Origin of the sequence: Streptomyces sp. NPDC002328 (assembly GCF_042890065.1) — a bacterium.
GTDB lineage: Bacteria > Actinomycetota > Actinomycetes > Streptomycetales > Streptomycetaceae > Streptomyces.
Window position 1 is genome coordinate 229243 of the sequence record NZ_JBIARQ010000002.1, and the last position, 26274, is coordinate 255516.

Below are 26274 nucleotides of genomic sequence, written 5' to 3' on the forward strand. Positions count from 1 at the left end.
GTAATCACGGAAAGGCGCTCACCGCAAACACCGAAATGCGGACGACCGGTGAAGGGTCGCCCGCTTTCCGTCGTCCAGAATTCCCGGCGTTCAGCTCTCCGGGGTCACGGAACCGCTGGTGGAGGCGGTCTGCTGGAACAGCCATTCGGACTTCAGCTCGGCGTATCCCGGCTTGATGACGTCATTGATCATGGCCAGCCGTTCATCGAAAGGAATGAAAGCTGACTTCATAGCATTGACGGAGAACCACGCGAGATCGTCGAGCGTATAACCGAATGCGTCGACAAGGTGCTCGAATTCCCGGCTCATGCTGGTGCCGGACATGAGACGGTTGTCCGTGTTGACCGTGGCACGGAAATGGAGTCGGCGCAGCAGCCCGATCGGGTGCTCGGCGTAGGAGTCGGCGGCCCCGGTCTGGAGGTTGGAGCTGGGGCACAGTTCCAGCGGGATGCGCTTGTCCCGCACGTAGGAGGCGAGGCGGCCGAGCCTCACCGAGCCGTCCTCCGCGACCTCGATGTCGTCGATGATGCGCACCCCGTGCCCGAGCCGGTCGGCGCCGCACCACTGGAGCGCCTGCCAGATGGACGGCAGCCCGAAGGCCTCGCCGGCGTGGATGGTGAAGTGGTTGTTCTCGCGCTTGAGGTACTCGAACGCGTCGAGGTGCCGGGTGGGCGGGAAGCCGGCCTCGGCGCCGGCGATGTCGAAGCCGACGACGCCCAGATCGCGGTAGCGGTTGGCGAGTTCGGCGATCTCCAGGGCGCGGGCCGCGTGCCGCATCGCGGTGAGGAGGGCGCCGACGCGGATGCGGTGGCCGTTCTCGCGGGCGATCCGTTCGCCCTGCCGGAAGCCCTCGTTGACGGCCTCGACGACCTCCTCCAGGCTGAGCCCGGCTTCGAGATGCTGTTCGGGGGCGTAACGCACCTCGGCGTAGACGACGCCGTCCTCGGCGAGGTCCTCGGCGCACTCGCGGGCGACCCGGACGAGCGCGTCGCGGGTCTGCATCACGCCGACGGTGTGCGAGAAGGTCTCCAAGTACCGTTCGAGGGAACCGGAGTCGGCGGCCTCCCGGAACCAGACGCCGAGCTTGTCGGGGTCGCTCTCGGGGAGATGGGGATAGGCCGCGTCGCGGGCCAGGTCGACGATCGTGCCGGGGCGCAGCCCGCCGTCGAGGTGGTCGTGCAGCAGAACCTTGGGCGCGCGGCGGATCTGGTCCGAACTCGGTGCGGCGCCCCTCTGGATGCTCTGGCTCGTCATTTTCGCACTCTAACTCCTACGCGCGTAGACGGCGCGGTGCGCACCACGGCCGATACGCAACGGTGACCGCGAGGACGGGTCGGGTACACCCTCCCTTCTGACACTGTTCTGTCATGGGACAGCAAGCGACGCCGCTACGGACGGCCAGGCTGGGGAAGGCGATCGGGCCGGAGCCGGAGACGGTGAGCGGCGTGGTGCTGCTGCTCCCCGGCGGTCAGGAGATCTCCGAGCGCAGACCCCCGGCGCTGCCCTGGGCGGCCCGGGCGGCCTCCCCGGTCCGCGCCCTCGGCCGCAGACTCGCCCGCGCGGGACGGCAGGACGGGCTCGCCGCGCACCTCGTGCAGTACCGCTACCGCGGCTGGAACGGCAGCGAGGCCCATCTCGTCGCCGATGCCTCCTGGGCCGCCGACGAGGCCGTACGACGCTACGGCGACGTCCCCGTGTGCCTGGCCGGCGTCGGCATGGGCGGACGGGCCGCACTGCACGCGGGCGGTCACGAGGCCGTCAACTCCGTGCTCGCGATCGCCCCTTGGCTGCCGGAGGAGGACGTGGCGGCCACGCCCGAACCGGTGAAGCAGTTGGTGGGGCGGCAGGTGCTGATCGTGCACGGCACGAACGACGAACGGACCGATCCCGAACTGTCGTTCCGGCTGGCGGCCCGGGCGAAGAAGGTGAACCGGGAGGTGTGCCGGTTCGAAGTGCACGCCGACGGACACGGGTTGCATCAGTACCGGGACGAAGTGCTGTGTCTGGGAGTGGACTTCGTGATGGGGGTGTTGTTCGGCAGGGGGTTCTCGCGGCCCGTCCACGACGCGTTCATGGCTCCGCCGCCGCTGGGGCTGCGGATGCCGTTGGCCGCCGGGTTCGGCAAGTCGCTGCGACGGTAGGCCGGTTCAGCATCGCGGGAGACGCGGCGACACGGCGGGACGCCTCTTCGGCGCCCCGCCGCCGGGAGGACGTCAGCCGGCCCAGCGGGAGTCGAGCGCGATGGTCTGGAGACGGTCGAGCGAGAGCGGGGGCTGCGGTCGGGTCACCGGGCCGCTCTCGGCGTAGGAGTTCACTTCCTGGACGATGACGCGGTGGCCGTCGGGGCGGAGGGTGTCGACCAGCCACACCACGGCGGAGCCGCCCTTCTCGGAGGCCCGCTTGGCCCGCTTCACCTGGGTGCCGTCGGCCAGCGTCAGGGCCTGGCACTCGATGTACTGGCCCTCGCAGCCCATGAGCCCTTCGAGGAGGTCGCCCATGTCGGGCTGGGAGTTGACCCCGATCATGCTCTTCCCGCGGCCGTCGTCCCAGACCACCGCGGCGTAGCCCTCCTGGCTCTGCTGGTCCGAGATCTTCGCGCCCTTGGGCAGCAGGGACTTCAGCACCCGGATCATCTGACGGCCCGACAGCGACGTGCCCGAGTCGGACAGCGCGGTGGACGAGGACGAGGCGCTGACCTCGCCGCCGGCGGTCAGCGGTCCGGCGGCGGAGGCCTGCGCCGCCGAACCGAGCCCGAGGGCCAGGACGAGGCCGGCGGCGACGGCCACGCGGCGGCCCGGACGACGGCGTGCGGAGGTGTTCCTGTTCATGGTGTGGCTTCCTTCTCTGGTCCGAACAAGCGCAGGGCGGTATCTGGTGTCGTGGTGCTGTCGGCGGGGCGGTCGTGCCCTCGGCCGGTGCGACATCCACAGATTCCAGGACGCCCGGGAGCCCCGGCAACAGCTGCCGCCCTATCGGGACGGTGGGACCATCCCACCCCTGTTGACCTGCGGAAACAGGGGTGCCTGGGATGCCGTTCTGGGACGCCGTCCCGGGTTGCCGCCCCGGGGCGCTCCTCAGTCGCCGGTCTCCGCGTCCGCGTCGGCGCCGGCTTCGGCTTCGGCTTCGGCTTCGGGGTCGGGTTCGACCTTGGGTTCGGGTATGGGGACCCAGCCGGCGGGGCTGCGGTACCAGTAGTGGGGCAGCCCCTCGATGCTGGTGGTGCGGAACGGGCGGCCGTGGTCGTCGATGCGCACCGTGCCGCGTCGGCCCTGCGAGGACCAGTCGAGGTCGAGGTACCAGTCGCAGGTGCAGGACTCGGTGCCCGCGGAGACGAGCAGGACCTCCGGCTCCTCCAGGGACACCCGGTAGGGGAAGTCGACCGCGAAGCTCGGCGAGTCCGGGCGGCCGGCCGGCACGACACGGGGCAGGGGACGGCGCGCGTCGAGGTTCACGGAGAAGTGGCGGGGCGCGAGGGTCGCGCCGCAGCCGCCGGCCGTGGAGTAGTCGATGCCGCGGCGGACATGGGGGACGGTGCGGTCGGCCACGCGCACGTGCAGTGCCTCCAGGACGACGGCGGCGGAGCCGCGTCCCTGCACCGTGATCCGCACCTGGGTGTTCCGCCCGTGCACCGCGCCCTGGGAGGCGGCCCAGGGCTCGGCGTCCGCCGGGTGGGGCGGCGGCGGGACCTGCTGCGGCGGCTTGTCGATGACGTAGTCGTGCTCGCATTCGAGTTCTGCCCAGACGTGGGAGTCGGCGGTCCAGGTGAGCGGGGTCGCCAGGGGGGCCGCGCCGTCGCTCGCCCGGTTCTCCCGCGGGCCGTCGCCGTCGTGGGCGGCCGACGCGGAGGGGCTCGGCGCGGTGGTGCGGGCGGAGGCCGACGGCGAGGGCACACCGGCGCCCGCCCGGCTCTTCTGCGGGACGCCGCCGCCGTGGGCGGCTGACGCGGAGGGTCTCGCCGCGGTCCGGACGGAAGCCGACGACCCACCGCCGTCGGCAGGAGGACCGGCGGCGGATGCGGTGAGACCGACGAACGCGAAGGCGAGCGAGGCTGCCACCACCACCGCCCGCAGGGGCCGCCGGGGGCGGCCGGGCCGGGGACTCGGGCCACTCGGCGAGGCCGGCCCCGGGCGCCGGGTGGCCGGAGAGGCCGGTCCCGGACCCGGGTCTGGGGCGGCCGGGGAGACCGGCCCCGGGCGCGAGGTGGCCGGGGAGGCCGGTCCCGCGTCTGGGGTGGCCGGGGAGGCCGGCCCCAGGCCCGGGGCGGACTGCGGGGTCGGCTTGGGTGGCTCGGCCGCCGGGGTGCTGGGGATCGGGGAAGCGGCCGGCGCCGGGGGGCTCGTCGGGGCGTCGGGGCTCGGTGTGCGTCGGGTGTCGGACGGGCGGGGGCGTTGCCGGGCCGCGGCTGCCAGGATCCACCGGCGGTGCAACTCCGTGCGTTCCTCGGGTGAGGCTCCGCAGAGTGCGGCGAACCGCTCGATCCCGGCGAAGTCCTGGGGGACGGCCTCTCCGATGCAGTAGCGGTGCAGCGTGGAGGCGGTCATGTCCAGACGGCGGGCCAGCGCCGCGTAGCTGCGGTCCGTGCGCTTCTTCAGACGCGTCAGCAGGAGCGCGAACTCCGCTATGTCGTCGTGGATTGCATCCATGTGGTCCGTACCCGCATCCATCCGTCGGCCCGTGCAGCCGTGTCCCGATCCGGGACGGCGTCCCAGGAACTCCCCATACCTGCACGTCAATACGGCTGGGACGGTTCCTGTGTTGCGCCGACGGCCCGCTCAGTGCAGCAAGTTGCCCCTCCTCGACAGCAGGAACTTCTTGAAGGCCGCCACGGGGGGCGTGTCCGGGTGGCCGTCCAGCCAGGCGACGCCGATCTCCCGGACCGCCCTCTGGCCCGTGACCGTCAGTTCCACCACTCCGGGGCGGGGGACGGCCGGGGGCGGAAGGAGGGCCACGCCCAGGCCCGCCGCCACCAGGCCCCTCAGGGTCTCCGCCTCCTCGCCCTCGAAGGCGACCCTCGGACGGAAGCCGGCCTCCTGGCAGAGATCGTCGGTGATGCGGCGCAGGCCGTAACCGGGTTCCAGGGTCACGAAGGCCTCGTCGGCGGCCTCCGCGAGACGGACGCGTCTGCGGGCGGCGAGCCGGTGGTCGGCGGGGACGACCAGGCGGAGCTTCTGCTCGTCCAGGCGGCGGGCGACCAGGTCGGGGGCGTCGGGGACCGGGGAGGTCAGACAGAGGTCGAGTTCGCCGGCCCGGAGGCGCTCGATCATCGCCTCGCCGTAGTTCTGGACGAGGCTGAAGCGGACGCGGGGGTGGTCGGCGCGGAAGGCGTGGATCAGGCCGGGGACGGTCTCGGCGCCCATGGTGTGCAGGAAGCCGAAGGCGACCTTGCCGGTGGCCGCGTCGGCGTCCGCGCGCACCTCGTCGGCGGCCCGTTCGATCTCGGCGAGGGCCCGCTCGACGGAGGTGAGGAAGGTGCGTCCGGCGGGGGTGAGGGAGACGGTCCGGCCGCGGCGGGCGAAGAGGTCGACGCCCAGGTCCTGCTCCAGGCGGACCATGGCCCGGGAGAGGGTGGACTGCGGGACCTGCATCTCCTGAGCGGCCCGGGTGACGTGCTCGATGCGGGCGACGCCCGCGAAGTGCGCGAGCCGCGGGGCGAGGAGTGTGACGATGTCGTCGTGCATGTCTGTTGTGTCACTGGACGGTGACAGTCGACCCTGTGACCTCTGTTGATGCACCATGGGAACGATTATGGCGATTCCGTGCATTGGACGGATGAGCGGGGCCGTCCGTAGGTTCGAGGCATGTCTCCCGCCAGTACCGGGGCGTCCACCGCTGTGGACGCCGTCGCGACCGTTCCCTCCTCCGCCGCCTCCCCCGCCGAGCCCCCCGCCGCCGCTGCGGACTCCGATTCCCGGATGGCCCCGGGCGGCCCCGGCTACCGCCGGATGAGCTTCGCCCTCTTCCTGGCCGGTGTGGCGACCTTCGCCCTGCTGTACTCCACGCAGGCGCTCCTGCCGTTGATCTCCGGCGAGTTCGGGGTCGCGGCGAGCGAGGCGAGCTGGACGGTGGCGGCGGCGACCGGCGGTCTGGCGCTGTTCGTCCTGCCGATGAGCGCCCTGTCGGAGCGCTACGGACGCCGGGCGGTGATGACGGCCTCGCTGGTCGTCGCGGTGAGCGTCGGACTGCTGGTGCCGTTCGCGCCCTCGCTGGGCTGGCTGGTCGTCCTGCGGGGCGTGCAGGGCGCGGCCCTGGCCGGGCTGCCCGCCTCCGCCACCGCCTATCTCGCGGAGGAGGTCCGCCCGCGCGCGCTGGTCACCGCGATCGGCCTGTTCGTGGCGGGCAACAGCGTCGGCGGGATGAGCGGCCGGGTCATCACCGGCTGGGTCGCCCAGGAGTGGGGCTGGCGGGTCGCCGTCGGCGCGATCGGCGTGCTCGCGGTGGCCTGCGCGGTCGCCTTCCGGATCCTGCTGCCGACGCCGAAGCACTTCACGCCGGGCTCGCTGCGCCCGAACGTCCTCGCCCGTACGGTCCGCGACCACCTCTCCAACCCGCTGCTGTGCCGGCTGTACGCGATCGGCGCGCTGTTCATGACCGTCTTCGGCGGCGTGTACACGGTCATCGGCTACCGCCTGACGGAGGCGCCGTTCTCGCTGCCGCAGGGCATCGTCGGCTCGATCTTCCTGGTGTACCTGGTGGGCACGGTGTCGGCGTCGACGGCGGGCCGGCTGGTCGGCAGCCTCGGCCGGCGCGGCGCGCTGTACCTGGCGGGCGGCACGACGGCGACGGGCCTGCTGTTCTCCCTCGCCGACTCGCTGCCCCTGGTCCTGCTGGGCCTGGTCCTGATCACGGCGGGCTTCTTCGCCGGTCACGCGGTGGCGTCCTCGGCGGTCAGCAAGACGGCTACCACGGGCCGCGCCCAGGCCTCGGCGCTCTACCAGTCCGCGTACTACATCGGCTCCAGCGTCGGCAGCACGGTCGGCGCGATCGCCTTCCACGCGGGCGGCTGGGCCGGCACGGTCGGCGTGGGCGTCCTGGCGGTGCTCGGCGTCGTCACGATCACCGTCTTCGGGACCCGCGCGGCACGCCGCGGGGCACTGGTTCCCGCCGCCTGAGAGATCCTTCCGCCATACGCTGTGACCTGGGCTTTCATCGGCCCGGGGGGCCGTTGTCAGTGGGCTGCGGTAGCTTCCGGAGTACTGGGCGCACTGGCGCGTGACAGACCGGCCACAGGGGTGGGTGGACGACGATGAGTGACGGTACGGCGGGCACGACGGCGGTCGACGATCTCGACGCGAGGCTGGAGCGGCATCGCGTCGAGCTGACCGGCTACTGCTACCGGATGCTCGGCTCCTCCTTCGAGGCCGAGGACGCGGTGCAGGACACGCTGGTGCGGGCGTGGCGGAGCTACGACAGGTTCGAGGGCCGGTCCAGTCTGCGGTCGTGGCTGTACCGGATCGCGACGAACGTCTGTCTGGACATGCTCTCGGCGGGCAGCAGACGGGCCCGCCCGATGGATCTCACGGAGTCGACGCCGCTCGCCCAGGCGGCCCTCTCGCCCCGCCCCGACCACACCTGGCTGGAGCCGATGCCGGACGCGCGGGTCCTGCCGACGGTCGAGGACCCGGCGGAGGCGGCGGTCGCCAAGGAGTCGGTGCGGCTGGCGTTCATGGCGGCGTTGCAGCAACTCCCGCCCAAGCAGCGGGCGGTGCTGATCCTGCGCGAGGTGCTGGCGTGGCGGGCGAGCGAGGTCGCCGAACTGCTCGGCACCACGGTGGCGTCGGTGAACAGCGCCCTCCAGCGGGCCCGTGCGACGCTCGCCGAGCGGGCGGAGACGGGCGCGGAGGCGACGGTCTCCGACCCGCTGGACGAGGGGCAGCGCAAGCTCCTCGACCGCTATGTGGCCGCCTTCGAGGGCTACGACATGACGGCGCTGACGGCCCTGCTGCACGAGGACGCCGTCATGACGATGCCGCCGTTCGACCTGTGGCTGACCGGCCACGACGACATCACGGGCTTCATGACGACGCTCGGCTCGGCCTGCGCGGGCTCACGGCTGCTGCCGGTCCAGGTCAACGGCCTGCCGGGGTTCGCGCAGTACAAGCCGGACCCGGAGGCGGGCGGCTTCACTCCGTGGGCGATCCAGGTCCTGGAGATATCAGACGGCCGCCTCACCGGGTTCCACTTCTTCCTCGACACCAAGCGCTGGTTCCCCCTCTTCGGTCTCCCCCTCCACCTCGAAGCGGAGTCCGACGAGGTCGAGCAGGGCGCGTAGCGCGGGATCGGGGCCGCGCAGCCGGACGCTGCCGCCGGCCCGGCGGGCGGCGAGTTGCAGCCGGGCCAGCAGGTCGACGGTCAGCAGCCCCGGCGGCCCGAGGCCTGCGACGTCGCAGACGAGGGTCCGGGCGCCGGTGCGCTCCAGCAGCGTCCGTACGTCGTCGCAGAGCCCCGGCACCCGGCTCCGGGGTATCGGGCCTGGCAGGGTGAGCACGGGCGGTGTCGTCGCGTCCACGAGCGGTAGACCGGGCGCGGGCTCGTAACTCATCTTCAGCGGGCTCCAACAGGAATGTGGGTGTGGGGGGATCTTTAAGCAGTTGCCTAAAGCTTTTAGGCAACTGCATAATCGATTCCATGGTGCGCGCAGGTCTGACCCCCGAACGCCTCGCCCGAGCGGGTGCGGAGCTGGCCGACGAGGTCGGCTTCGACCACGTGACCGTCTCGGCGTTGGCCAGGCGCTTCGACGTCAAGGTCGCGAGCCTCTACTCGCATGTGCGCAACTCCCAGGACCTCCGGACGAGGATCGCCCTGCTCGCCCTGGAGGAGCTGGCCGACCGGGGCGCCGCCGCGCTGGCCGGGCGGGCCGGCAAGGACGCGCTGGCCGCCCTCGGTGACGTGTACCGCGACTACGCCCGCGAACACCCCGGCCGCTGGGCCGCCGCCCAGCTCCGGCTGGACCCCGCGACGGCCGCCGCGAGCGCCGGTGTCCGGCACGCGCAGATGACCCGGGCGATCCTGCGCGGCTACGACCTGACCGAGCCGGACCAGACCCACGCCGTGCGCCTGCTGGGCAGCGTCTTCAACGGCTACGTCGGCCTGGAGCTGGGCGGCGGCTTCGACCACAGCGCGCCCGACTCGCAGGAGACGTGGGGGCGGATCGTGGACGCGCTGGACGCGCTGCTGAGGAACTGGCCTGCGCGCTGAGGTGTGCGTCCCGGGGCATGCGTCCCGAGGTGTGCGGCGGGGCGCCGATCGTCTCTTCTCGTCGAATCCTCTCGTCGAACGACAAGGTTGAGGTCATGTCTGCCAACGACCACTGGATCACCACGCCCGTCACCGCCGAGTTGCTGCGCGGCGCGCTGGACGTCGAGCGGACCGAGCTCGGCGTGCTGCCGCACCGGCTGCCCGCTCGGGCCCGCGCCCAGTGCGCCGACGAGCAGCTCGCCATGGCCGAGTCCCAGCCGTCGGGCGTCCGGCTGGCGTTCCGTACCCGGGCGACCGCCGTCGAGCTCGACGCGCTGCCCACCAAACGCGTCTACATCGGCGCGCCGCCGCGCCCCCACGGCGTCTACGACCTGCTCGTCGACGGCCGTCTCGTCGGCCAGGGCAGTGTCACCGAGGGCAACACGGTGACCGTCGACATGCGGACCGGGACCTCCGAGCGGCGGGCCGGCCGGCCCGGGACCGTCCGCTTCGACGGTCTGCCCGCGGGCGAGAAGGACGTCGAGATCTGGCTGCCGCACAACGAGACCACCGAGCTCGTCGCGCTGCGCACGGACGCGCCGGTCGCGCCCGCGCCGGAGTCCGGGCGGCGGGTGTGGCTGCACCACGGCAGCTCCATCAGTCACGGCTCCGACGGGTCCAGCCCCACCGCCATCTGGCCCGCGGTCGCCGCGTCGCTCGGCGGGGTCGAGCTGGTCAATCTCGGGCTGGGCGGGAGTGCGCTGCTGGATCCGTTCACGGCGCGGGCGATCCGGGACGCGCCCGCGGATCTGATCAGCCTCAAGGTCGGTATCAACCTGGTCAATCTGGATGTGATGCGGCTGCGTGCCTTCGGGCCCGCCGTGCACGGGTTCCTCGACACCGTGCGGGAGGGGCATCCGCGGACGCCGTTGCTGGTCGTGTCGCCGATTCTCTGCCCGATGCACGAGGAGACGCCCGGGCCCAGCGCACCGGACTTCGGTGGACTGGGGGAAGGGCGGTTGACGTTCGTGCCGATGGGGGAGCCCGGGGAGGCGGCGGGCGGGAAGCTGACGTTGCGGGTGATCCGGGAGGAGTTGGCGCGGATCGTCTCGGAGCGGGCCTGTGATGATCCGTTTCTGCGGTATCTCGACGGGCGTGAGCTGTACGGGGAGGGCGATGTGGAGGAGCTGCCGCTGCCGGATCAGCTCCATCCTGACGCCGCTACGCATCGGCGGATGGGAGAGCGGTTCGCTGCGCTGGCTTTCGGCGGGGGCGGCGCGTTCGCCTGACGCGGTGTCCTCGCCCCCGCCGCCCCTACCCGTCCCGTCCCCGGGGGCTGCCGCCCCCGGACCCCCGCATCGGCCCCGAAAGGGTCAGGCGATGCGCTCCAGCACCACCGGGGATGCCTTGTGTGCCGTGCCCGAGGGCGCGATGTCGTACGACGCTTCCAGGGACTTCAGGGCGTAGTCGAAGCGTTCCGGGGTGTCCGTGTGGAGGGTGAGGAGGGGCTGGCCCTCGGTGACGGGGTCCCCCGGCTTGGCGTGGAGTTCTATGCCGGCGCCCGCCTGCACCGGGTCCTCCTTGCGCGCGCGGCCCGCGCCGAGTCGCCAGGCGGCGACGCCGATGTCGTAGGCGTCCAGGCGGGTGAGGACGCCGGAGGAGGGGGCCTTGATCACGTGCTGCTCGCGTGCCACCGGCAGCTTGGCGTCGGGGTCGCCGCCCTGGGCCGCGATCATGCGGCGCCAGACGTCCATCGCGGAACCGTCGGCCAGCGCCTTCGCCGGGTCGGCGTCCTTCACGCCGGCCGCGTCGAGCATCTCGCGGGCCAGGGCGATGGTCAGTTCGACGACGTCGGAGGGGCCGCCGCCGGCGAGGACCTCGACGGACTCGCGGACCTCGAGGGCGTTGCCGGCGGTGAGGCCGAGCGGGGTCGACATGTCGGTGAGGAGGGCGACCGTCTTCACGCCGTGGTCGGTGCCGAGGCCCACCATCGTGGAGGCCAGCTCACGCGCGTCCTCGATGGTCTTCATGAAGGCGCCGGTGCCGACCTTGACGTCCAGGACCAGCGAGCCGGTGCCCTCGGCGATCTTCTTGGACATGATCGAGGAGGCGATCAGCGGGATCGCCTCGACGGTGCCGGTGACGTCCCGCAGGGCGTAGAGCTTCTTGTCGGCGGGGGCCAGGCCGTCGCCCGCCGCGCAGATCACCGCGCCCGTGCCGTCCAGCACCGACAGCATCTCCTCGTTGGAGAGCAGGGCGCGCCAGCCGGGGATCGACTCCAGCTTGTCCAGGGTGCCGCCGGTGTGGCCGAGGCCCCGGCCGGAGAGCTGCGGGACCGCCGCGCCGCAGGCCGCCACCAGCGGGGCGAGCGGCAGCGTGATCTTGTCGCCGACGCCGCCCGTGGAGTGCTTGTCGGCGGTCGGGCGGGACAGGGAGGAGAAGTCCATGCGCTCGCCGGAGGCGATCATCGCGGCCGTCCAGCGGGCGATCTCGCGGCGGTTCATGCCGTTCAGCAGGATCGCCATGGCGAGCGCCGACATCTGCTCGTCGGCGACCTCGCCGCGGGTGTACGCGTCGATGACCCAGTCGATCTGCTCGTCGCTGAGCTCACCGCGGTCCCGCTTGGTGCGGATGACGGAGATGGCGTCCATGGCCATGGTTTTCCTTCCGACGTTCAACAGTGCGCGGCCCCTCTGTGTCCGTCAGAGGGGCCGCACGGGAGTTACTTGAGGTGGTCCGGGCCGAAGGCCTGCGGGAGCATCTCCGCCAGCGGCACGATCCCCGCCGGCGTCTCCAGCAGCAGCTCGGGGCCGCCGAACTCGTACAGCAACTGCCGGCAGCGTCCGCACGGGACGAGGATCTCGCCCCGGCCGTCCACGCACGTGAAGTGGGTGAGCCGGCCGCCGCCGGTGCGGTGCAGCTCCGAGACGAGCCCGCACTCGGCGCACAGGCCGAGTCCGTAGGAGGCGTTCTCCACGTTGCAGCCGGTGACCGTGCGGCCGTCGTCGACGAGGGCCGCGACCCCGACCGGGTACCCCGAGTAGGGGGCGTACGCGTGGCGCATGGCCTCCCGGGCCAGCTCCCGCAGGGCGTCCCAGTCGACGGCGGCCGGGGTCACTTGCCTTGCCCCTTCCGGTACGGCAGTCCGTCCGCCTTGGGCATGCGCAGGCGTTGGGCGGACAGCGACAGCACCAGCAGGGTGACGATGTACGGGGCGGCGGAGACGACCTGGCGCGGGACCTCGTCCACGCTGACGTACCAGACGAACATCAGGGCCGAGACCGCCAGCGTGACGGCGGCGCTGACGTACTTCTTCTGCCAGGCCAGGTAGGCCGCGCCGATCACCAGCAGGATCGCCAGCAGCAGGATCAGCGCGTGGACGTTGGTGGTGCCGCCGCGCAGGTTGAGGCTGTCGGTGTAGCCGAACAGGCCCGCGCCGAGGGCGAGGCCGCCCGGCATCCAGTTGCCGAAGATCATCGCGGCGAGGCCGATGTAGCCGCGGCCCGCGGTCTGGCCGTCCAGGTAGACGTTCGAGGCCACGATGGACAGGAACGCGCCGCCGAGGCCGGCGAAGCCGCCCGAGATGATCACGGCGATGTACTTGTACTTGTAGACGTTGACGCCGAGGGACTCGGCGGCCACCGGGTTCTCGCCGCAGGAGCGCAGGCGCAGACCGAAGGCGGTGCGCCACAGCACCCACCAGGTGGCCGGGACGAGCGCGACGGCGACGACGGTGAGCGGCGAGAGGTTGGTGACCAGGCCGCCGACCAGGCCCGCGATGTCGGAGACCAGGAACCAGTGCTTGCCGTTCAGGGTCTCCAGCCAGCTCGACAGGCCGGGGATGTCGAAGGTGCCGAGCGACTCGATCGGCGGTGACTGCTTGGAGGAGCCCTGCGGGGCGTCCTCGAAGGTGAACTTCGACAGGTAGCGGGTCGCGCCGAGGGCCAGGATGTTCAGCGCCACACCGGAGATGATGTGGTTCACGTTGAAGGTGACGGTGGCGATGGCGTGCAGCACCGCGCCGAGCGCGCCGCCGACGATGCCGAACAGGACGCCGATCCAGGGGCCCCACTGGTAGCCGGCCCAGGCGCCGAACCAGGTGCCGAGGATCATCATGCCCTCGAGGCCGATGTTGACGACGCCCGCCCGCTCGGCCCACAGACCGCCGAGGCCGGCGAGGCCGATCGGGACGGCCAGCCGCAGCGCGGTGGACATCTGACCGGTGGAGGTGATGCCGTCCGCGCCGCTGATCAGGCGGACGATCGAGGTGAGGACCAGCACGCCCGCGATGATCAGCAGGAGCACCGGGAGAGACATGCGGCGGCCGCCCTTGCCGGGCTTCTTCGCCTGCGGCTTGGCGATGGTCGCGGTGGACATCAGGCCGCCACCTCCTTCTTGGCGTTGTTGTTGGCAGCCTGGGCGGCGAGCTCCACGCCGACCCGCTTCTGCTGGCGGCGCAGACCCCACTGGCGGACGATCTCGTAGGAGATGACGACCGCGTAGACGATCAGGCCCTGCATGATCGTGGCGATCTCCTTCTCGTACGCGACCGGGGTGGCGTAGTCGAGGGCGGGCGAGGTCTTCTCCAGGAAGGCCCACAGCAGGGCGGCGAGCGCGATGCCGCCGGGGTTGCTGCGGCCGAGGAGGGCAATGGCGATGGCGTTGAAGCCGAGGCCGACCGGGAAGCTCAGGCTGTAGGTGTGGGCGTCGCCGAGCAGGAGCGGCAGGCCGGTGAGGCCCGCGACCGCGCCGGAGATCAGCATGGCGGTGAGGACCATCCGCTTGGCGTTGACGCCGGAGGCCGCGGCGGCCGTCTCGGACTCGCCGGTGGCGCGCAGGTCGAAGCCGAAGCGGGTGCGGTTGAGGACGACCCAGTAGCCGATGCCGAGCGCGACGGCGAGGAAGACCAGGCCGTAGATCTCGCCGACGTCCTCGCCGAGGTTGATGCCGGGGACCCAGCCGGACTCCTTCATCTCGCCGGTGGTGACGTTGTCGCCGACCAGGACGCCGAAGTTCTCGCGGAGGGTGAGGTAGCCGATGACGCTGGTGGCGATCGCGTTCAGCATGATCGTCGCGACGACCTCGCTGACGCCGCGGGTGACCTTCAGGACGCCCGCGATGCCCGCCCAGAACGCGCCGGTGAGCGCGCCGACCAGGAGCAGCAGCGGGATCTGGAGGAAGGACGGCAGGGAGACGTGGGCGCCGACCACGGCGACCATCATCGCGGCGAGGCGGTACTGGCCGTCGACGCCGATGTTGAACAGGTTCATGCGGAAGCCCAGGGCGACCGCGAGGGCGGCGATGTAGTACAGCGAGGCCTGGTTGACGATCAGGACCTGGACGTCGGAGAACGGGATCTGCTCCAGCATCAGCCCGTACGGCTCGAGCGGGTTCTTGCCGGAGGCGATCAGCACGACCGAGGTCAGCAGGATCGCCGCGGCGAGCGCCATGACCGGGCCGGCCACCGCGAGGAGCAGGCGCTCCTTGTCGAACTTCTTCATCGGGCCTCGTCCTCCGGACCGGCAGCTTCCTCGGTGGTTTCCGCGCTTTCCGCGGGTTCAGCGTGTTCCAGGTGACCGGTGGCGGCACCCGTCATGGCCGAGCCCAGTTCCTCCGGGGTGATGGTGGCGGGGTCGGCGTCGGCGACCAGCCTGCCGTCGTAGATCACCCGCAGGGTGTCCGACAGGCCGATGAGCTCGTCGAGGTCGGCGGAGATCAGCAGCACGGCCAAGCCCTCGCGGCGGGCCTCGCGGATGCGGTCCCAGATCTGGGCCTGCGCGCCGACGTCCACGCCGCGGGTGGGGTGGGCGGCGATCAGGAACCTGGGGTTGTGGCTCATCTCGCGGCCGACGATCAGCTTCTGCTGGTTGCCGCCGGAGAGAGAGGCGGCGGTGACGTCGATGCCGGGGGTGCGGACGTCGTACTCCTCGACGATCCGGCGGGTGTCGGCCTGCGCGCCCTTGGGGTTCAGCCAGAAGCCCTTGGCGTTGGGGGCCTCGGTGACATGGCCGAGGATGCGGTTCTCCCAGAGGGGGGCCTCCAGGAGCAGGCCCTGGCGGTGGCGGTCCTCGGGGATGTAGCCGACGCCGGACTCGCGGCGCCTGCGGGTGGGCCAGGGGGTGATGTCCTCGCCGAGGAAGCGAATGGCGCCGGAGTGGGCGTGCTTGGTGCCGATCAGCGCGTCGATCAGCTCGGTCTGGCCGTTGCCCTCGACTCCGGCGATGCCCATGACCTCGCCGGCGTGGATGGTGAAGGTGACGTCGTCGAGGACGCGCTTGACTTCGTCGCGGCTGACCTCGTCCATCAGCAGGGAGGCGGACGACTCGCCGAGCGAGACCATGCCGGAGGAGTAGACGGTGAGCTTCTCGACCTCGATGACGGCCCGGTCGGTGACCGTCGACTCCGCGGTCTCCGGGGTGGGCAGCTCGCTGCCGACCATCATCTCCGCCAGCTGGCGCGGGGTCGTCTCGGAGGGGACGGCCGTGCCGACGGTGGTGCCGCGCCGGATGACGGTGATGTCGTCGGCGACGGAGAGCACCTCGCCCAGCTTGTGGGAGATGAAGATGACGGAGAGGCCCTCGGACTTCAGCTCACGCAGGTTGTCGAAGAGCGCGTCGACCTCCTGCGGGACGAGGACCGCGGTCGGCTCGTCGAGGATGAGGGTGCGGGCGCCGCGGAAGAGGACCTTGAGGATCTCCACGCGCTGGCGTTCGGCGACGCCGAGGTCCTCGACCAGGGCGTCGGGGCGCACCCCGAGGCCGTAGCGGTCGGAGATCTCCTTGATCTTCTTCCGGGCGCCGCCGCCGATGCCGTACAGCTTCTCGCTGCCGAGGACGACGTTCTCCAGGACCGTCAGGTTGTCCGCGAGCATGAAGTGCTGGTGGACCATGCCGATGCCGCGTGCGATGGCGTCGGCGGGGCTGGAGAAGCTCACCTGTTCGCCGTCGACCTCGATGGTGCCCTCGTCCGGCTTCTGCATGCCGTAGAGGATCTTCATCAGGGTCGACTTGCCGGCGCCGTTCTCGCCGACCAGGGCGTGCACGGTGCCCTTGCGGACGGTCAGGCGGATGTCGTGGTTGGCGACGACACCGGGGAATCGCTTGGTGATGCCCGCGAGCTCTACCGCGACTGTCGACTGGGCGGTGAGCGGAGGGCTGCTGGACGCGTCGATGGCGCACTCTCCTCGGGAAAGGGGCCGCTTCTACGCGCGTAGCGCCCCTGCTTTAAATAGTGCCCGGATCTGACCGACCTTGATCGAATTCCTGATCAAGTCCCGATCCGTTCCGAGCATTCTGCCGCGCGAACGGGGCGCGGGTCGTTCTTCTGTCCCGTGCCCCGTTGCGTGGGCGTAACGCTGTCATCACAGCGCCCTTTTGGCCATGTCTGCGACCGGCCTATGAGAGACCTTCGGCAGGCCTCGACACTCCGGTCAGGAGGTCTTCACCTTGATCGTGCCGGCCTTGATGCCCTCGGCGGCCTTGTTCACCGCGTCCTGGATCTCCTTGTTCGACGCGAAGGCCGGGTTGGAGGCCGACAGGCTCACGCCGCCGTTCGAGAGGCTGCCGCGGATGACGCCGGACTGCGGCTTGCCGTCCTTGACGGACTTGGCCAGCTCGTAGACCGCGCCCTCGACGTTCTTCATGGCCGAGGTGAGGATCGAGTCCTTGTACGTCTTCAGCGCGTCCTGCTTGTACTGGTCGGAGTCGACGCCGATCGCCCACACCTTGCTGGCGTTGGCGGCCTTGATGACACCCTGGCCGGACAGGCCCGCGGCGGCGTAGACCACGTCGGCCTTCGCGTCGATCTGGCCCTCGGCGGCGCTCTCGCCCTTGTCCGGGCTGGAGAAGCCGCCCTCGGCGGGGGTCTCGGTCAGGTACTGCTCCTTGACCGTGACGCCCTTCTTGGTGTCCTGGACGCCCTGCTTGAAGCCGGCGCCGAACTTGTGGATCAGCGGGATGTCCACACCGCCGATGAAGCCGACCACGTTGGTCTTGGTGGCCTTGGCGGCGGCGACGCCGGCCAGGTAGGAGGCCTGCTCCTCGTGGAAGACGAGGTCGGCGACGTTGTCGGCCTTGATGGTCTCGTCGTCGACGATGCCGAAGGTGGTCTTCGGGAACTTGGCCGAGACCTCCTTGACGGCCGGCGCGTAGGCGAAGCCGACGCCGATCACCGGGTTGTAGCCCTGCTTGGCCAGGGTCTCCAGGCGCTGGACCTTGTCCGCCTCGGCCTCGCCGTCCTGCGGCTCCACGGCGGTCGACTTGTAGCCGAACTCCTTGTCGGCCTTGTCCATGCCCGCGGTCGCGGCATCGTTGAAGGACTGGTCGCCCTTGCCGCCGATGTCGTACGCGAGCGCGAGGCCCAGGTTCTTGTCGTCGCCCGCGGAGGAGGAGGACGACGTGGACGAGCTTCCGCAAGCGGAAACGGTGACGGCGAGAGCGGCGGTCGCAACACTCGCAACCGCGATACGGGACACCCGGCGCATGGAACGTGACTCCTTTGTGCAAGCGCCCAAACCAGGCGCTGGTTCCGCCGCAGCGTAACGCGCGTAGACCAGACGGAAAAACCCTTCTGTCCGGTCCGTTATCGAGCTGTGGCCGCAGTCGGTTTCCAGACTGCGGACCGCAAAGCGCCCCCCGCGGGAAGCGAGGGGCGCTGGGCTGGGTCGTTCTCGATGCGTGAGGAGACGTTACTTCGTGTTGACCGTGACCTTGCCGTCGACGATGTCCTTCTTGGCCTTGTCGACGGCCGCGACGACGTCGGTCATCGCCTTGTACTTGGGGTTGCTGTCGGCGAAGCCGACGCCGTCATTGGAGAGGCTGCCGCGGACCACACCGGACAGGGGCTTGCCCTCGTGGACCGACTTCGCCAGGTCGTAGACCGCGCCGCCGACGTTCTTCAGCGCGGAGCCGAGGATGTAGTCCTTGTACTTCGCCAGCGAGCTCTGGTTGTACTGGTCGGAGTCGACGCCGATGGCCCACACCTTCTTGGCGGCGGCCTCGGAGATCACGCCCTGGCCGGACAGGCCGGCCGCGTGGTAGATGACGTCGGCGCCGGCGTCGATCTGGCCGCTCGCGCCCGCCGTGCCCTTGTCGGGGCTGGAGAAGCCGCCCTCCTGAGGGGTCTCCGTCAGGTACTGCGACTCGATCTTGATGTTCGGGTTGACCGACTTGGCGCCCTGGACGTAACCGGCCTCGAACTTGTGGATCAGCGGGATGTCCACGCCGCCGATGAAGCCGATGTGGCCCTTCTTGGAGGCCTTGGCGGCGGCGACGCCGGCGAGGTAGGAGGCCTGCTCCTCGTGGAAGACGAGGTCGGCGACGTTCTTGGCCTGGACGGTCTCGTCGTCGATGATCCCGAAGGTGGTGTCCGGGAACTTCGCGGCGACCTCCTTGACGGCCGGCGCGTAGATGTAGCCGACGCCGATGACCGGGTTGTAGCCCTCCTTGGCCAGCTGCGTCAGGCGCTGGACCTTGTCCGCCTCGGCCTCGCCGTCCTGGGGCTCGACGTCCCGGCCGCCGATGCCGAACTCCTTGTCGGCCTTCTGGAAGCCGGCGTAGGCGGCGTCGTTGAAGGACTGGTCGCCCTTGCCGCCGATGTCGTACGCGAGGCCGATGCCCTTGCCGGAGTACTTGCCGGACTCCTTGTCACCGCTGCTCTTCGCGCCGGTGCTGGACTCGCCGCAGCCGGTGGCCGCGAGGGCGACGACCGCGGCGACCGCCGCGGCCTGGGAGAATCTGTTTCTCCGAGAGATCGAACGCACAGCAAGCACCCTTCGTCCCCACGGTCCGTCGAACGGCCCGCATGTCCCCAATGTGGCACCTCCGGCGCGGCTCCCCACAACTGGCCGTTCCGGCTGGCGATTTCGGCGCACAGTAACGCGCGTAGAAGGGGAGGGGAACGGGGTTTCTCCGGGCCGTTATCGATTCGTGCCGCCGCCGCGTTACAACCGGGCCCCGCCGGTTACGCACGGGTGACACAAGCGGATGAAGGGGCGTTTTCTGGGCGCCCCTTCACTGTCCCGGTCCCGGTACCGGGCGGCCCGGTGCGGGCGGTCCCGTGTCAGGCGGTGCGGGTCGCCGCGTCCAGGAGCGCCGCGGCGGTGAACAGTTCCACGCCGACCTTGATCGCGCGCTCGTCGGCGTCGAAGTCGCCCTGGTGGAGATCGCGGACCGTGCGCTCGCCGGGGTGGCGGACGCCGAGGCGGGCCATCGCGCCGGGGACGCGCTCCAGGTACCAGGAGAAGTCCTCGCCGCCGAGGCTCTGCTCGGTGCTCTCCACGGCCTCCTCGTCGTGCCGGGCGATCATGGCGGTGCGCAGCAGGGCGGTGACCTCGGGGTCGTTGACGACCGGGGGGACGCCGCGCACGTAGTTGATCTCGGACTTGGCGCGGTGCAGGTTGGCGACCTCGTCGATCGCGGCGACGACCAGGTCGGGGGCCTGCCGCCAGGCGTTGATGTCCAGGCAGCGCACGGTGCCGGAGAGCTCGGCGTGCTGCGGGATGACGTTCGGGGCGTGGCCGCACTCGATCCGGCCCCAGGTCACCGCGAGTCCGGCGCGGGTGTCGATGCGCCGGCCGACCAGCGCGGGCACGTCGGTGATGACGCGGGCGGCGGCGGTGACGAGGTCGGTGGTGAGGTGCGGGCGGGCGGTGTGGCCGCCGGGGCCGTCGAGGGAGATCTCCAGCCGGTCGCAGGCGGAGGTGATGGCCCCCGCGCGCAGACCGATCAGCCCCGCGTCGACGCGTGGGTCGCAGTGCACGGCGATGATCCGGCCGACGCCGTCCAGCACGCCGTCCTCGATGGCGTCGGCGGCGCCGCCGGGCAGCACCTCCTCGGCGGGCTGGAAGATCAGCCGCACCGGACGCGGGAGCCGGCCCTGGCGGTGCAGGTCGGCCAGGACGAGGCCGGCGCCGAGGACGACGGTGGTGTGCACGTCGTGGCCGCAGGCGTGGGCGCGGTCGGGCACCGTCGAGCGGTAGGAGCACTCGGTCTTGGTGTCCGGGATGGGCAGCGCGTCGATGTCGGCGCGCATGGCGAGGACGGGGGTGCCGTCGGCCCAGTCGCCGATGTCACAGATGAGCCCGGTCCCGGCCGCGAGGACGCGCGGCTTGAGACCGGCCCGCTCAAGGCGCTCCTTGATCGCGGCGGTCGTACGGAACTCCTGGTTGCCGAGCTCGGGATGCATGTGCATGTCGCGGCGGAAGGCGACCAGCTCGGCGCGCAGGGCCTCCGGCAGTGTGCCGGGGAGCACGGCGTCCCCTGAAGGATCGGCCTCGGACTCTCGGGACATCAGTTGCTTCACCCTCTGAAGGGTAGGACGCCGGGGCGGTCGGCTGACCCACGATCAACAAAATTTCAGCCCGTTAGAGGCAGAAAAGCCGACCGCGCGGCGCATGGCTGTCGTTCTGGATGGGTAAACTCCGCCGCCTTCCGGCGGAGTGGATCATGAAATCCGGATCCATCCCACTTTTTTCCTCCCTCCACGCATACCACGCCCCGCACGAACCACGCCGGGCGTGTCCACGTACCGGGACGTCCGGCGGAGGAGGTTTCGGCGGCGGTCGCGGGTGGGAGACCAGGGCCCGATCCCGCGGATCGCCCTCCTGTTCGGGCGGCCGTCGGTAGAGTCCTGGGCGTGAGCACAGCCATCGCATGCTTCTCCCGTTCGCGGATCACGGAGCCCGGATTCGTGCGGGGGGCCCGGGACGCGTACGACGTGATCGCCGAGGAGTACGCCCGGCAGGTCCCCGACTGGCTGGAGGGGCGGCCGCTGGACCGGGCGCTGCTCGCCGCGTTCGCGGAGCTGGTCCGGGCCAGAGGGGGCGAACCGGTCGCGGACGTGGGCAGCGGGCCCGGTCATGTGACGGCGCGGCTGGACCGGCTCGGCGTTCCGGTGTTCGGCGTCGACGTCTCGCCGAGGATGGTGGCACTGGCCCGGCGGGCCCATCCCGGGCTGCGGTTCCACGTCGGGTCGATGGAGTCCCTCGACCTGCCCGGCGGGACGCTGGGCGGCCTGCTCGCCCTGTTCTCGATCATCCATGTGCCGGACGCGCAACTGCCGTCGGTGTTCGCCGAGTTCGGGCGGGTCCTCGCGCCGGGCGGCTACGTCCTGCTCTGCTTCCAGACCGGCGACGGCGAGGAGCAGCTGCTCACGGAACGCTTCGGCCGGGAGATCGACCTCACCTACTACTGGCGGTCCCCGGCCGCGGTCACCGCGCTTCTCGAACAGGCCGGTCTCGCCCTGCGGGCCAGCACCGTCCTGGAGCCCGAGGGCGACACGAAGCGGCCGGTGGCGTTCCTCCTGGCGCGCAAGCTGGAGTGCTAGCGCGCCCTCAGGGCGTGGTCGCCGCCGGTGTGGTCACCGACGCGAGGCGGTGGGCGTCCCGGGCCGTGGTGGTCACCCCGGAGAGGAAGCCCTGCGCCCGCGGGGACGCGCGGTCGGTCAGCCAGGCGGGGTCGATGTCGCAGACGGCCACGCGGACCTCGGTGCCGGTCAGGGCCAGCGGCAGGGTGTGGACGACGGTGGAGGGGAAGCTGAGGACGGTGCGGCCGATCGGGCCGCGGCGGGCGATCAGTTCGAGGGGGAGGTCGGGGCGCACGATCTCCAGGCCGGTCTCGGCGGCGAGTCGGTGGAGCTTGTCCGTGCTCTCCCGGCGGTGGGCGAAGTAGCGGGCCGCGCCATGGGCCTTGGCGAGGACGCCGACGGCGTGGAGGTAGCGGTCGCCGTCCACGACGCCCGTCTCGACGAGGGAGGTACCGACCAGATCGGCGCCCTTCGTGACGCGCGGCGGCCCGAAGCGGGCGCGGGTCCAGGCGAAGTCGTTGGCGGTGACCGTGACGCCGGGCGGGGTCTGGGTCATCGGCATGGAGGAGAAGACCTCCACGCGGCGGTCCGGTCCGGGGGTCAGCCGGCGGCGGGCGGTGGCGGAGACCGGCGCGAAGAGCAGATCGCGGGCGCCGGGCCGGCCGCCCTTGCGGTGCCAGCGCACCAGCCGTTCGCCCCGGGCGAGTTGGCCGACGAACTCCATGGTGGCCGTGCCGTCGTCGACGACGACGAGCTCGGTGGCACGGGCGATCGTCAGCAGGAGCTGGACGTAGCGGGAGAACGGGTCGCCGACGACGATCCGTCTCGTCCGGCGCAGCAGCGGGGCCAGCCCGCCGACGGTGTGGAAGGGAGCCCCCGCGCCGCCGCGGGCGTCCTCCCAGCGCAGTTCGTGCCCCTCGTCCCGGGCCAGCTCGGCCATACGGCGCAGCTGCCCTCGGGTCATCGGGTCGATCGGGGCCAGGACGACGAGCGTGAGCCCCACGCCGGAGTGCTCCTCGGAGCGGTCTTCGCGGGCGTGCGCCCACTCCAGGACGTTCAGCAGTTGCACCGGGCTCTCGACGAACGCGAGGGTGTGGGGGGTGGTGCCGGTGGTGCCGGAGTTCCCGGCGCGGGGGCTCATCGTCGACGTCAGACCGTGACGGGCTCGCCCGCCGCCGCGGCGATCTCCGCCTCGGCGACGACGCCGGCGACGCGGCGCAGCTTCTTCATCGGGCCGAGTTCGGAGTCGTAGACCTTCTTGACGCCGTCGCCGAGGGAGGCCTCGATGGTGCGGATGTCGCGGACGAGGCGCTGGAGGCCCTGCGGCTCCACCGACGCGGCCTGGTCGGAGCCCCACATCGCGCGGTCGAGGGTGATGTGGCGCTCGACGAAGGCCGCGCCGAGGGCGACGGCGGCGAGGGTGGTCTGGAGGCCGGTCTCGTGGCCGGAGTAGCCGATCGGGACGTTCGGGTACTCGGCCTGGAGGGTGTTGATGACGCGCAGGTTCAGCTCCTCCGCCTTCGCCGGGTAGGTCGAAGTGGCGTGGCAGAGCAGGATGTTGTCGCTGCCGAGGACCTCGACCGCGTGACGGATCTGCTTCGGGGACGACATGCCGGTGGAGAGGATGACCGTGCGGCCGGTGGCGCGCAGGGAGCGCAGCAGCTCGTCGTCGGTGAGGGAGGCGGAGGCGACCTTGTGCGCGGGGACGTCGAACTTCTCCAGGAAGGCGACGGCCTCGGTGTCCCACGGGGAGGCGAACCAGGCGATGTTCTTGAGCTTGCAGTAGTCGTCGATGGCGCGGTACTCGTCCTCGCCGAACTCGACGCGGTGACGGTAGTCGATGTACGTCATCCGGCCCCAGGGCGTGTCGCGCTCGATGTCCCACTGGTCGCGCGGGGTGCAGATCTCCGGGGTGCGCTTCTGGAACTTCACGGCGTCGCAGCCGGCTTCGGCGGCCACGTCGATCAGCTTGAGGGCGTTCTCCAGCTCGCCGTTGTGGTTGATGCCGATCTCGCCGCAGATGTAGACGGGGCGGCCGGGTCCGGCGGCGCGTGAACCGAACTGGCGGAGACGGGAGTTGGTGCTCATCTGTGGGTTCCTTACCGGTTGAGGGGGGCGAGGGAGTCGAGCGAGGGTCCGAGGATCCAGCCGGCGATCTCCCGGATCGCGCCGTCGCCGCCGGGGAGGGCGGTGACCGCGCGTGCGGCGCCGCGTACGACGTCGTGGGCGCTCGCGACCGCCACGGGCCAGCCCACGAGGGCGAAGCACGGGAGGTCGTTGACGTCGTTGCCGACGTAGAGCACGCGCTCCGGCGCGATGCCCTGTTCCTCGCACCACTGCTTGAGTGCGAGGTCCTTGCGGTCGATGCCGTGCAGGACCGGGAGCCGGAGCTTCCGGGCGCGGGCGGCGACGACCGGGTTCTGTTCCGTGGACAGGATGAGGAGCTTGAGTCCACTGCGGCGCAGGGCCGCGACGCCGAGTCCGTCGCCGCGGTGCACGGAGACGAACTCCCGTCCGTCGGAGTCGATCAGCACCCGGTCGTCGGTCTGGGTGCCGTCGAAGTCGAGGACCACGGCGTCGATGTCGTCGTGGGTGGGCAGGGCGCCGATGGGGGTCCCCCCGCTCGAGCGCAGTCGAGAGTGGGGGAGGTCGGCGTCGAAGAGGGGCGCCAACGCCCGTGCGCGGGCCAGGTCGTGGGGGTCGTCGATCTCCAGGACGCGGGCGGGGTCGGTGCGCACGAGGTCGGTGCGGCCGAAGAAGCGGTGGCCGTGCTTGCGGAAGCCGGCCGCGTCCATGGCGTAGGCGGCGCCGGTCTCCAGGAGGTCCTGGGGGCGGTCCTGGCGGCGGGGGCGGTAGGACTTGTCGTGGTTGACGCCGAAGCCGCCGGTGCTCACGTTGCCGCCGGTGCTCGCGTCGTCGCCGTCGCGCCAGACGAAGCCGTGGAAGGCGGCGACGGTCACCGCGGTGTCCGCGCCGTCCTCGACGACCGCGGCGGCCACCGCGTCGACGTCCTCGCGGACGAGGAACGGGCTGGTGCACTGCACGAGCAGCACGACGTCGACGGCCGCGCCGTGCAGGGCCTCGTGGGCGTCCATCGCGTGCAGGACGGCGGCCTCGGAGGTGGCGGTGTCGCCGGCGATGGCGGCGGGCCGCAGCACGACCTCCGCGCCGGCCTCCCGGGCCGCCGCCGCGATGGCCTGGTCGTCGGTGGACACCACGACGTCCGTGACCAGCCGGGTGGCCCGACACTCCCGCACGGCCCGCGCCACCAGCGGCACACCGCCGACCGGCGCGAGGTTCTTCGCGGGGACCCCCTTGGAGCCGCCGCGCGCGGGGATCACGGCGAGCACGCGGCGCACGCCCCCTGATGAGTCGGACATGGGGATCTCTCCTTGACGGGTCACAGCTCGGCGGGTCACAGCTCGACGGGTCACAGCTCGCCCATCCGCCGGATGACCGGGGCCACGCGCTGCACCCCGTGCCGGTAGGCGCCGCGGGCGGCCCGGCGCACGATCTGCCGGACCGGGCCCGGCTCCTTGTCGGCGGCGGGCGCGCCGGGCAGCGGGCCGCCGTCCGGGCCGAGGTGGTGGCGGGCGAGGATGCCGGGCAGATAGCCGGGCGCGGTCGTGGGCGTGTAGTAGGGGTTCAGCGGGGGCAGGGCGGGCGCGGCGAGCAGCTCGGCGATGCGCTCGCGGGCCGCGTCGAACGCCGTGGCGTACGAGCCTCCCCCGGCGCCCGCACCGGCTGCTCCCCCGGCGGCGACGCCCTGGCGGGCCACCCACTCCTCGTCGGGGGCGGGGCGGTGCCCGGCGTCGAGCTGGTCCCAGGAGGCGAGGCAGCCGGAGCCGACGAAGTGGTGGTTGCCGAGCGCCTCGCGCACCCCGAGGTCGGTGAGGACCACGGTGGGGATACGGCGGTGCAGGGATTCGAGGGCGGCCGTCGAACTGACCGTGACCATCAGGTCGGTGCGGTCGAGGACCTCGCCCATGTTGCCGTACACCAGGCGGAAGTTGGGCGGCGCGACGAGCTTCTGCGCCAGCTTCTGGTACGGCAGTTCCTCGATGTGGGTGGTGTGTTCACCCGGCTTGGAGCGGAGCTTGAGCAGCACCTCGCGCTCGGGGTGCAGCCGGGCGTGCCTGACCAGCCTCTCCAGCAGGTACGCACGGCCCTCGCGGCTCTCCGGCACGGACGGCTGGGCGGCGAAGACGACCGTGTAGGGCGTGTGTTCGCCGGCGTAGGGGGCTCCGCCCAGGAACGGCAGGGCCACCTCGGTCACCGCGGAGGCGTCGGCGCCGACCCCCTCGTACACCGCGCGGAAACGCTCCGCGTCCTGGCGGGAGTTGGCGAGGACGAGGTCGGCGCCGTGGCGCAGCAGCAGACCGTCGGCGAGCTTCTCGTAGACGACGCCGACATAGCCGGTGACGACGACGGGCCGCTCGCCGCGCCCTTCCCAGACGCGCCCGAGACCGTGCAGCACGGCCTGTACGCCGCCGCCCACCAGGGCGAGGACCAGCACGTCGTACGACTCCCGCGCCATGACGCGCAGGAACTCCACGGCCGTCACCTCGCGCAGCGAGTCGGCGCGCGCGCCGACCTCCCGCAGCTGGCGGGGGGTGGGCGTGGCACGCCCGCGCAGCAGGAAGCCGTCCAGGACCGGGCTTCCCGGCAGGACGCGTCCCGCGGTCAGGGCGCCCCATTTCCAGCGGGTGTCGGAGTCGGCGAGGACGGCGACCCTGGGGGGCTTGGGAGTACTCGGCGTACTCGGAGTACGAGGTGGCACGGCATGAACCTAGGAAG

Annotated in this window: 23 protein-coding genes; 6 read left to right on the top strand and 17 right to left on the bottom strand. The window is 71.6% G+C overall.

What is annotated here, in order from left to right; all coding sequences use genetic code 11:
- Positions 1-90 precede the first annotated feature (90 nt).
- The gene (locus tag ACFYX4_RS07360) at positions 91-1254 is read right to left on the bottom strand and encodes an adenosine deaminase (protein WP_389327399.1); all 1164 of its coding nucleotides are present in this window, start codon (positions 1252-1254) and stop codon (positions 91-93) included.
- 113 nt (positions 1255-1367) lie between these two features.
- On the opposite strand from ACFYX4_RS07360, the gene ACFYX4_RS07365 reads away from it, so the two are divergent.
- A complete protein-coding gene (locus ACFYX4_RS07365) occupies positions 1368-2141 on the top strand; it encodes an alpha/beta hydrolase (RefSeq protein WP_389327402.1) in 774 nt (257 codons plus the stop codon).
- A 72-nt stretch (positions 2142-2213) separates the two neighbouring features.
- On the opposite strand, the gene ACFYX4_RS07370 is transcribed toward ACFYX4_RS07365, so the two are convergent.
- The 3 genes from ACFYX4_RS07370 to ACFYX4_RS07380 form a co-directional block, all read right to left on the bottom strand.
- The gene (locus ACFYX4_RS07370; RefSeq protein ID WP_389327405.1) at positions 2214-2828 is read right to left on the bottom strand and encodes a hypothetical protein; all 615 of its coding nucleotides are present in this window, start codon (positions 2826-2828) and stop codon (positions 2214-2216) included.
- Positions 2829-3074: 246 nt separating this feature from the next.
- On the bottom strand, positions 3075-4643 hold the full coding sequence (locus tag ACFYX4_RS07375) for a helix-turn-helix domain-containing protein (RefSeq protein WP_389327408.1): 1569 nt from the start codon (positions 4641-4643) through the stop codon (positions 3075-3077).
- A 129-nt stretch (positions 4644-4772) separates the two neighbouring features.
- Positions 4773-5735, bottom strand: coding sequence for a LysR substrate-binding domain-containing protein (locus ACFYX4_RS07380; RefSeq protein WP_389327413.1), 963 nt, complete (start codon positions 5733-5735; stop codon positions 4773-4775).
- Positions 5736-5798: 63 nt separating this feature from the next.
- Between ACFYX4_RS07380 and ACFYX4_RS07385 the strand changes: the two genes are divergently transcribed.
- Both ACFYX4_RS07385 and ACFYX4_RS07390 read left to right on the top strand, forming a co-directional pair.
- Complete coding sequence (locus tag ACFYX4_RS07385) at positions 5799-7109, top strand: MFS transporter (protein WP_389327416.1); 1311 nt, start codon at positions 5799-5801, stop codon at positions 7107-7109.
- 134 nt (positions 7110-7243) lie between these two features.
- Positions 7244-8269, top strand: a complete 1026-nt coding sequence (locus tag ACFYX4_RS07390; protein WP_389327419.1) for a sigma-70 family RNA polymerase sigma factor — start codon at positions 7244-7246, stop codon at positions 8267-8269.
- On the opposite strand, the gene ACFYX4_RS07395 is transcribed toward ACFYX4_RS07390, so the two are convergent.
- Complete coding sequence (locus tag ACFYX4_RS07395) at positions 8153-8539, bottom strand: STAS domain-containing protein (protein WP_389327422.1); 387 nt, start codon at positions 8537-8539, stop codon at positions 8153-8155. The two genes, ACFYX4_RS07390 and ACFYX4_RS07395, sit on opposite strands and share 117 nt — an antisense overlap.
- An 86-nt stretch (positions 8540-8625) precedes the next feature.
- Between ACFYX4_RS07395 and ACFYX4_RS07400 the strand changes: the two genes are divergently transcribed.
- Both ACFYX4_RS07400 and ACFYX4_RS07405 read left to right on the top strand, forming a co-directional pair.
- A complete protein-coding gene (locus tag ACFYX4_RS07400) occupies positions 8626-9195 on the top strand; it encodes a TetR/AcrR family transcriptional regulator (protein ID WP_389327425.1) in 570 nt (189 codons plus the stop codon).
- Between the two features lie 95 nt (positions 9196-9290).
- Positions 9291-10463 (top strand): GDSL-type esterase/lipase family protein, encoded by a 1173-nt coding sequence (locus ACFYX4_RS07405; RefSeq protein WP_389327428.1) that lies wholly within the window; start codon positions 9291-9293, stop codon positions 10461-10463.
- A gap of 84 nt (positions 10464-10547) precedes the next feature.
- Here ACFYX4_RS07405 and ACFYX4_RS07410 read toward each other — a convergent pair whose 3' ends face one another.
- From ACFYX4_RS07410 to ACFYX4_RS07445, 8 genes are all read right to left on the bottom strand, one after another.
- A complete protein-coding gene (locus ACFYX4_RS07410) occupies positions 10548-11825 on the bottom strand; it encodes a thymidine phosphorylase (protein ID WP_389328623.1) in 1278 nt (425 codons plus the stop codon).
- Between the two features lie 71 nt (positions 11826-11896).
- A complete protein-coding gene (locus tag ACFYX4_RS07415) occupies positions 11897-12292 on the bottom strand; it encodes a cytidine deaminase (protein ID WP_389327433.1) in 396 nt (131 codons plus the stop codon).
- Entirely contained in the window at positions 12289-13551 is a 1263-nt protein-coding gene (locus ACFYX4_RS07420; protein WP_389327436.1) for an ABC transporter permease, read from the bottom strand. The genes ACFYX4_RS07415 and ACFYX4_RS07420 overlap by 4 nt, the downstream gene beginning before the upstream one ends.
- Positions 13551-14675, bottom strand: a complete 1125-nt coding sequence (locus ACFYX4_RS07425; RefSeq protein ID WP_389327439.1) for an ABC transporter permease — start codon at positions 14673-14675, stop codon at positions 13551-13553. Before ACFYX4_RS07425 ends, ACFYX4_RS07420 begins: the two co-directional genes overlap by 1 nt.
- Positions 14672-16345 (bottom strand): ABC transporter ATP-binding protein, encoded by a 1674-nt coding sequence (locus ACFYX4_RS07430; RefSeq protein ID WP_389328626.1) that lies wholly within the window; start codon positions 16343-16345, stop codon positions 14672-14674. Before ACFYX4_RS07430 ends, ACFYX4_RS07425 begins: the two co-directional genes overlap by 4 nt.
- 258 nt (positions 16346-16603) lie before the next feature.
- Complete coding sequence (locus tag ACFYX4_RS07435; protein WP_389327442.1) at positions 16604-17656, bottom strand: BMP family protein; 1053 nt, start codon at positions 17654-17656, stop codon at positions 16604-16606.
- 204 nt (positions 17657-17860) lie between these two features.
- A complete protein-coding gene (locus tag ACFYX4_RS07440; protein ID WP_389328629.1) occupies positions 17861-18925 on the bottom strand; it encodes a BMP family protein in 1065 nt (354 codons plus the stop codon).
- A gap of 308 nt (positions 18926-19233) precedes the next feature.
- Positions 19234-20463, bottom strand: coding sequence for an amidohydrolase (locus ACFYX4_RS07445; protein WP_389327445.1), 1230 nt, complete (start codon positions 20461-20463; stop codon positions 19234-19236).
- Positions 20464-20808: 345 nt separating this feature from the next.
- On the opposite strand from ACFYX4_RS07445, the gene ACFYX4_RS07450 reads away from it, so the two are divergent.
- Positions 20809-21498 carry a class I SAM-dependent DNA methyltransferase gene (locus ACFYX4_RS07450; RefSeq protein ID WP_389327448.1) on the top strand — a complete coding sequence of 230 codons (690 nt, stop codon included), beginning with the start codon at positions 20809-20811 and terminating at the stop codon, positions 21496-21498.
- Positions 21499-21505: 7 nt separating this feature from the next.
- Here the strand turns inward: ACFYX4_RS07450 and ACFYX4_RS07455 are convergent, their stop codons facing one another.
- From ACFYX4_RS07455 to ACFYX4_RS07470, 4 genes are read right to left on the bottom strand one after another with little or no spacing between them, the layout of a single operon-like run.
- Complete coding sequence (locus ACFYX4_RS07455; RefSeq protein WP_389327451.1) at positions 21506-22618, bottom strand: hypothetical protein; 1113 nt, start codon at positions 22616-22618, stop codon at positions 21506-21508.
- Between the two features lie 8 nt (positions 22619-22626).
- Positions 22627-23565 (bottom strand): N-acetylneuraminate synthase family protein, encoded by a 939-nt coding sequence (locus tag ACFYX4_RS07460; protein WP_389327454.1) that lies wholly within the window; start codon positions 23563-23565, stop codon positions 22627-22629.
- An 11-nt stretch (positions 23566-23576) separates the two neighbouring features.
- The gene (locus ACFYX4_RS07465) at positions 23577-24857 is read right to left on the bottom strand and encodes a cytidylyltransferase domain-containing protein (protein WP_389327457.1); all 1281 of its coding nucleotides are present in this window, start codon (positions 24855-24857) and stop codon (positions 23577-23579) included.
- A gap of 50 nt (positions 24858-24907) precedes the next feature.
- Positions 24908-26257 carry a DUF6716 putative glycosyltransferase gene (locus ACFYX4_RS07470; protein ID WP_389327460.1) on the bottom strand — a complete coding sequence of 450 codons (1350 nt, stop codon included), beginning with the start codon at positions 26255-26257 and terminating at the stop codon, positions 24908-24910.
- Positions 26258-26274: the final 17 nt, after the last annotated feature.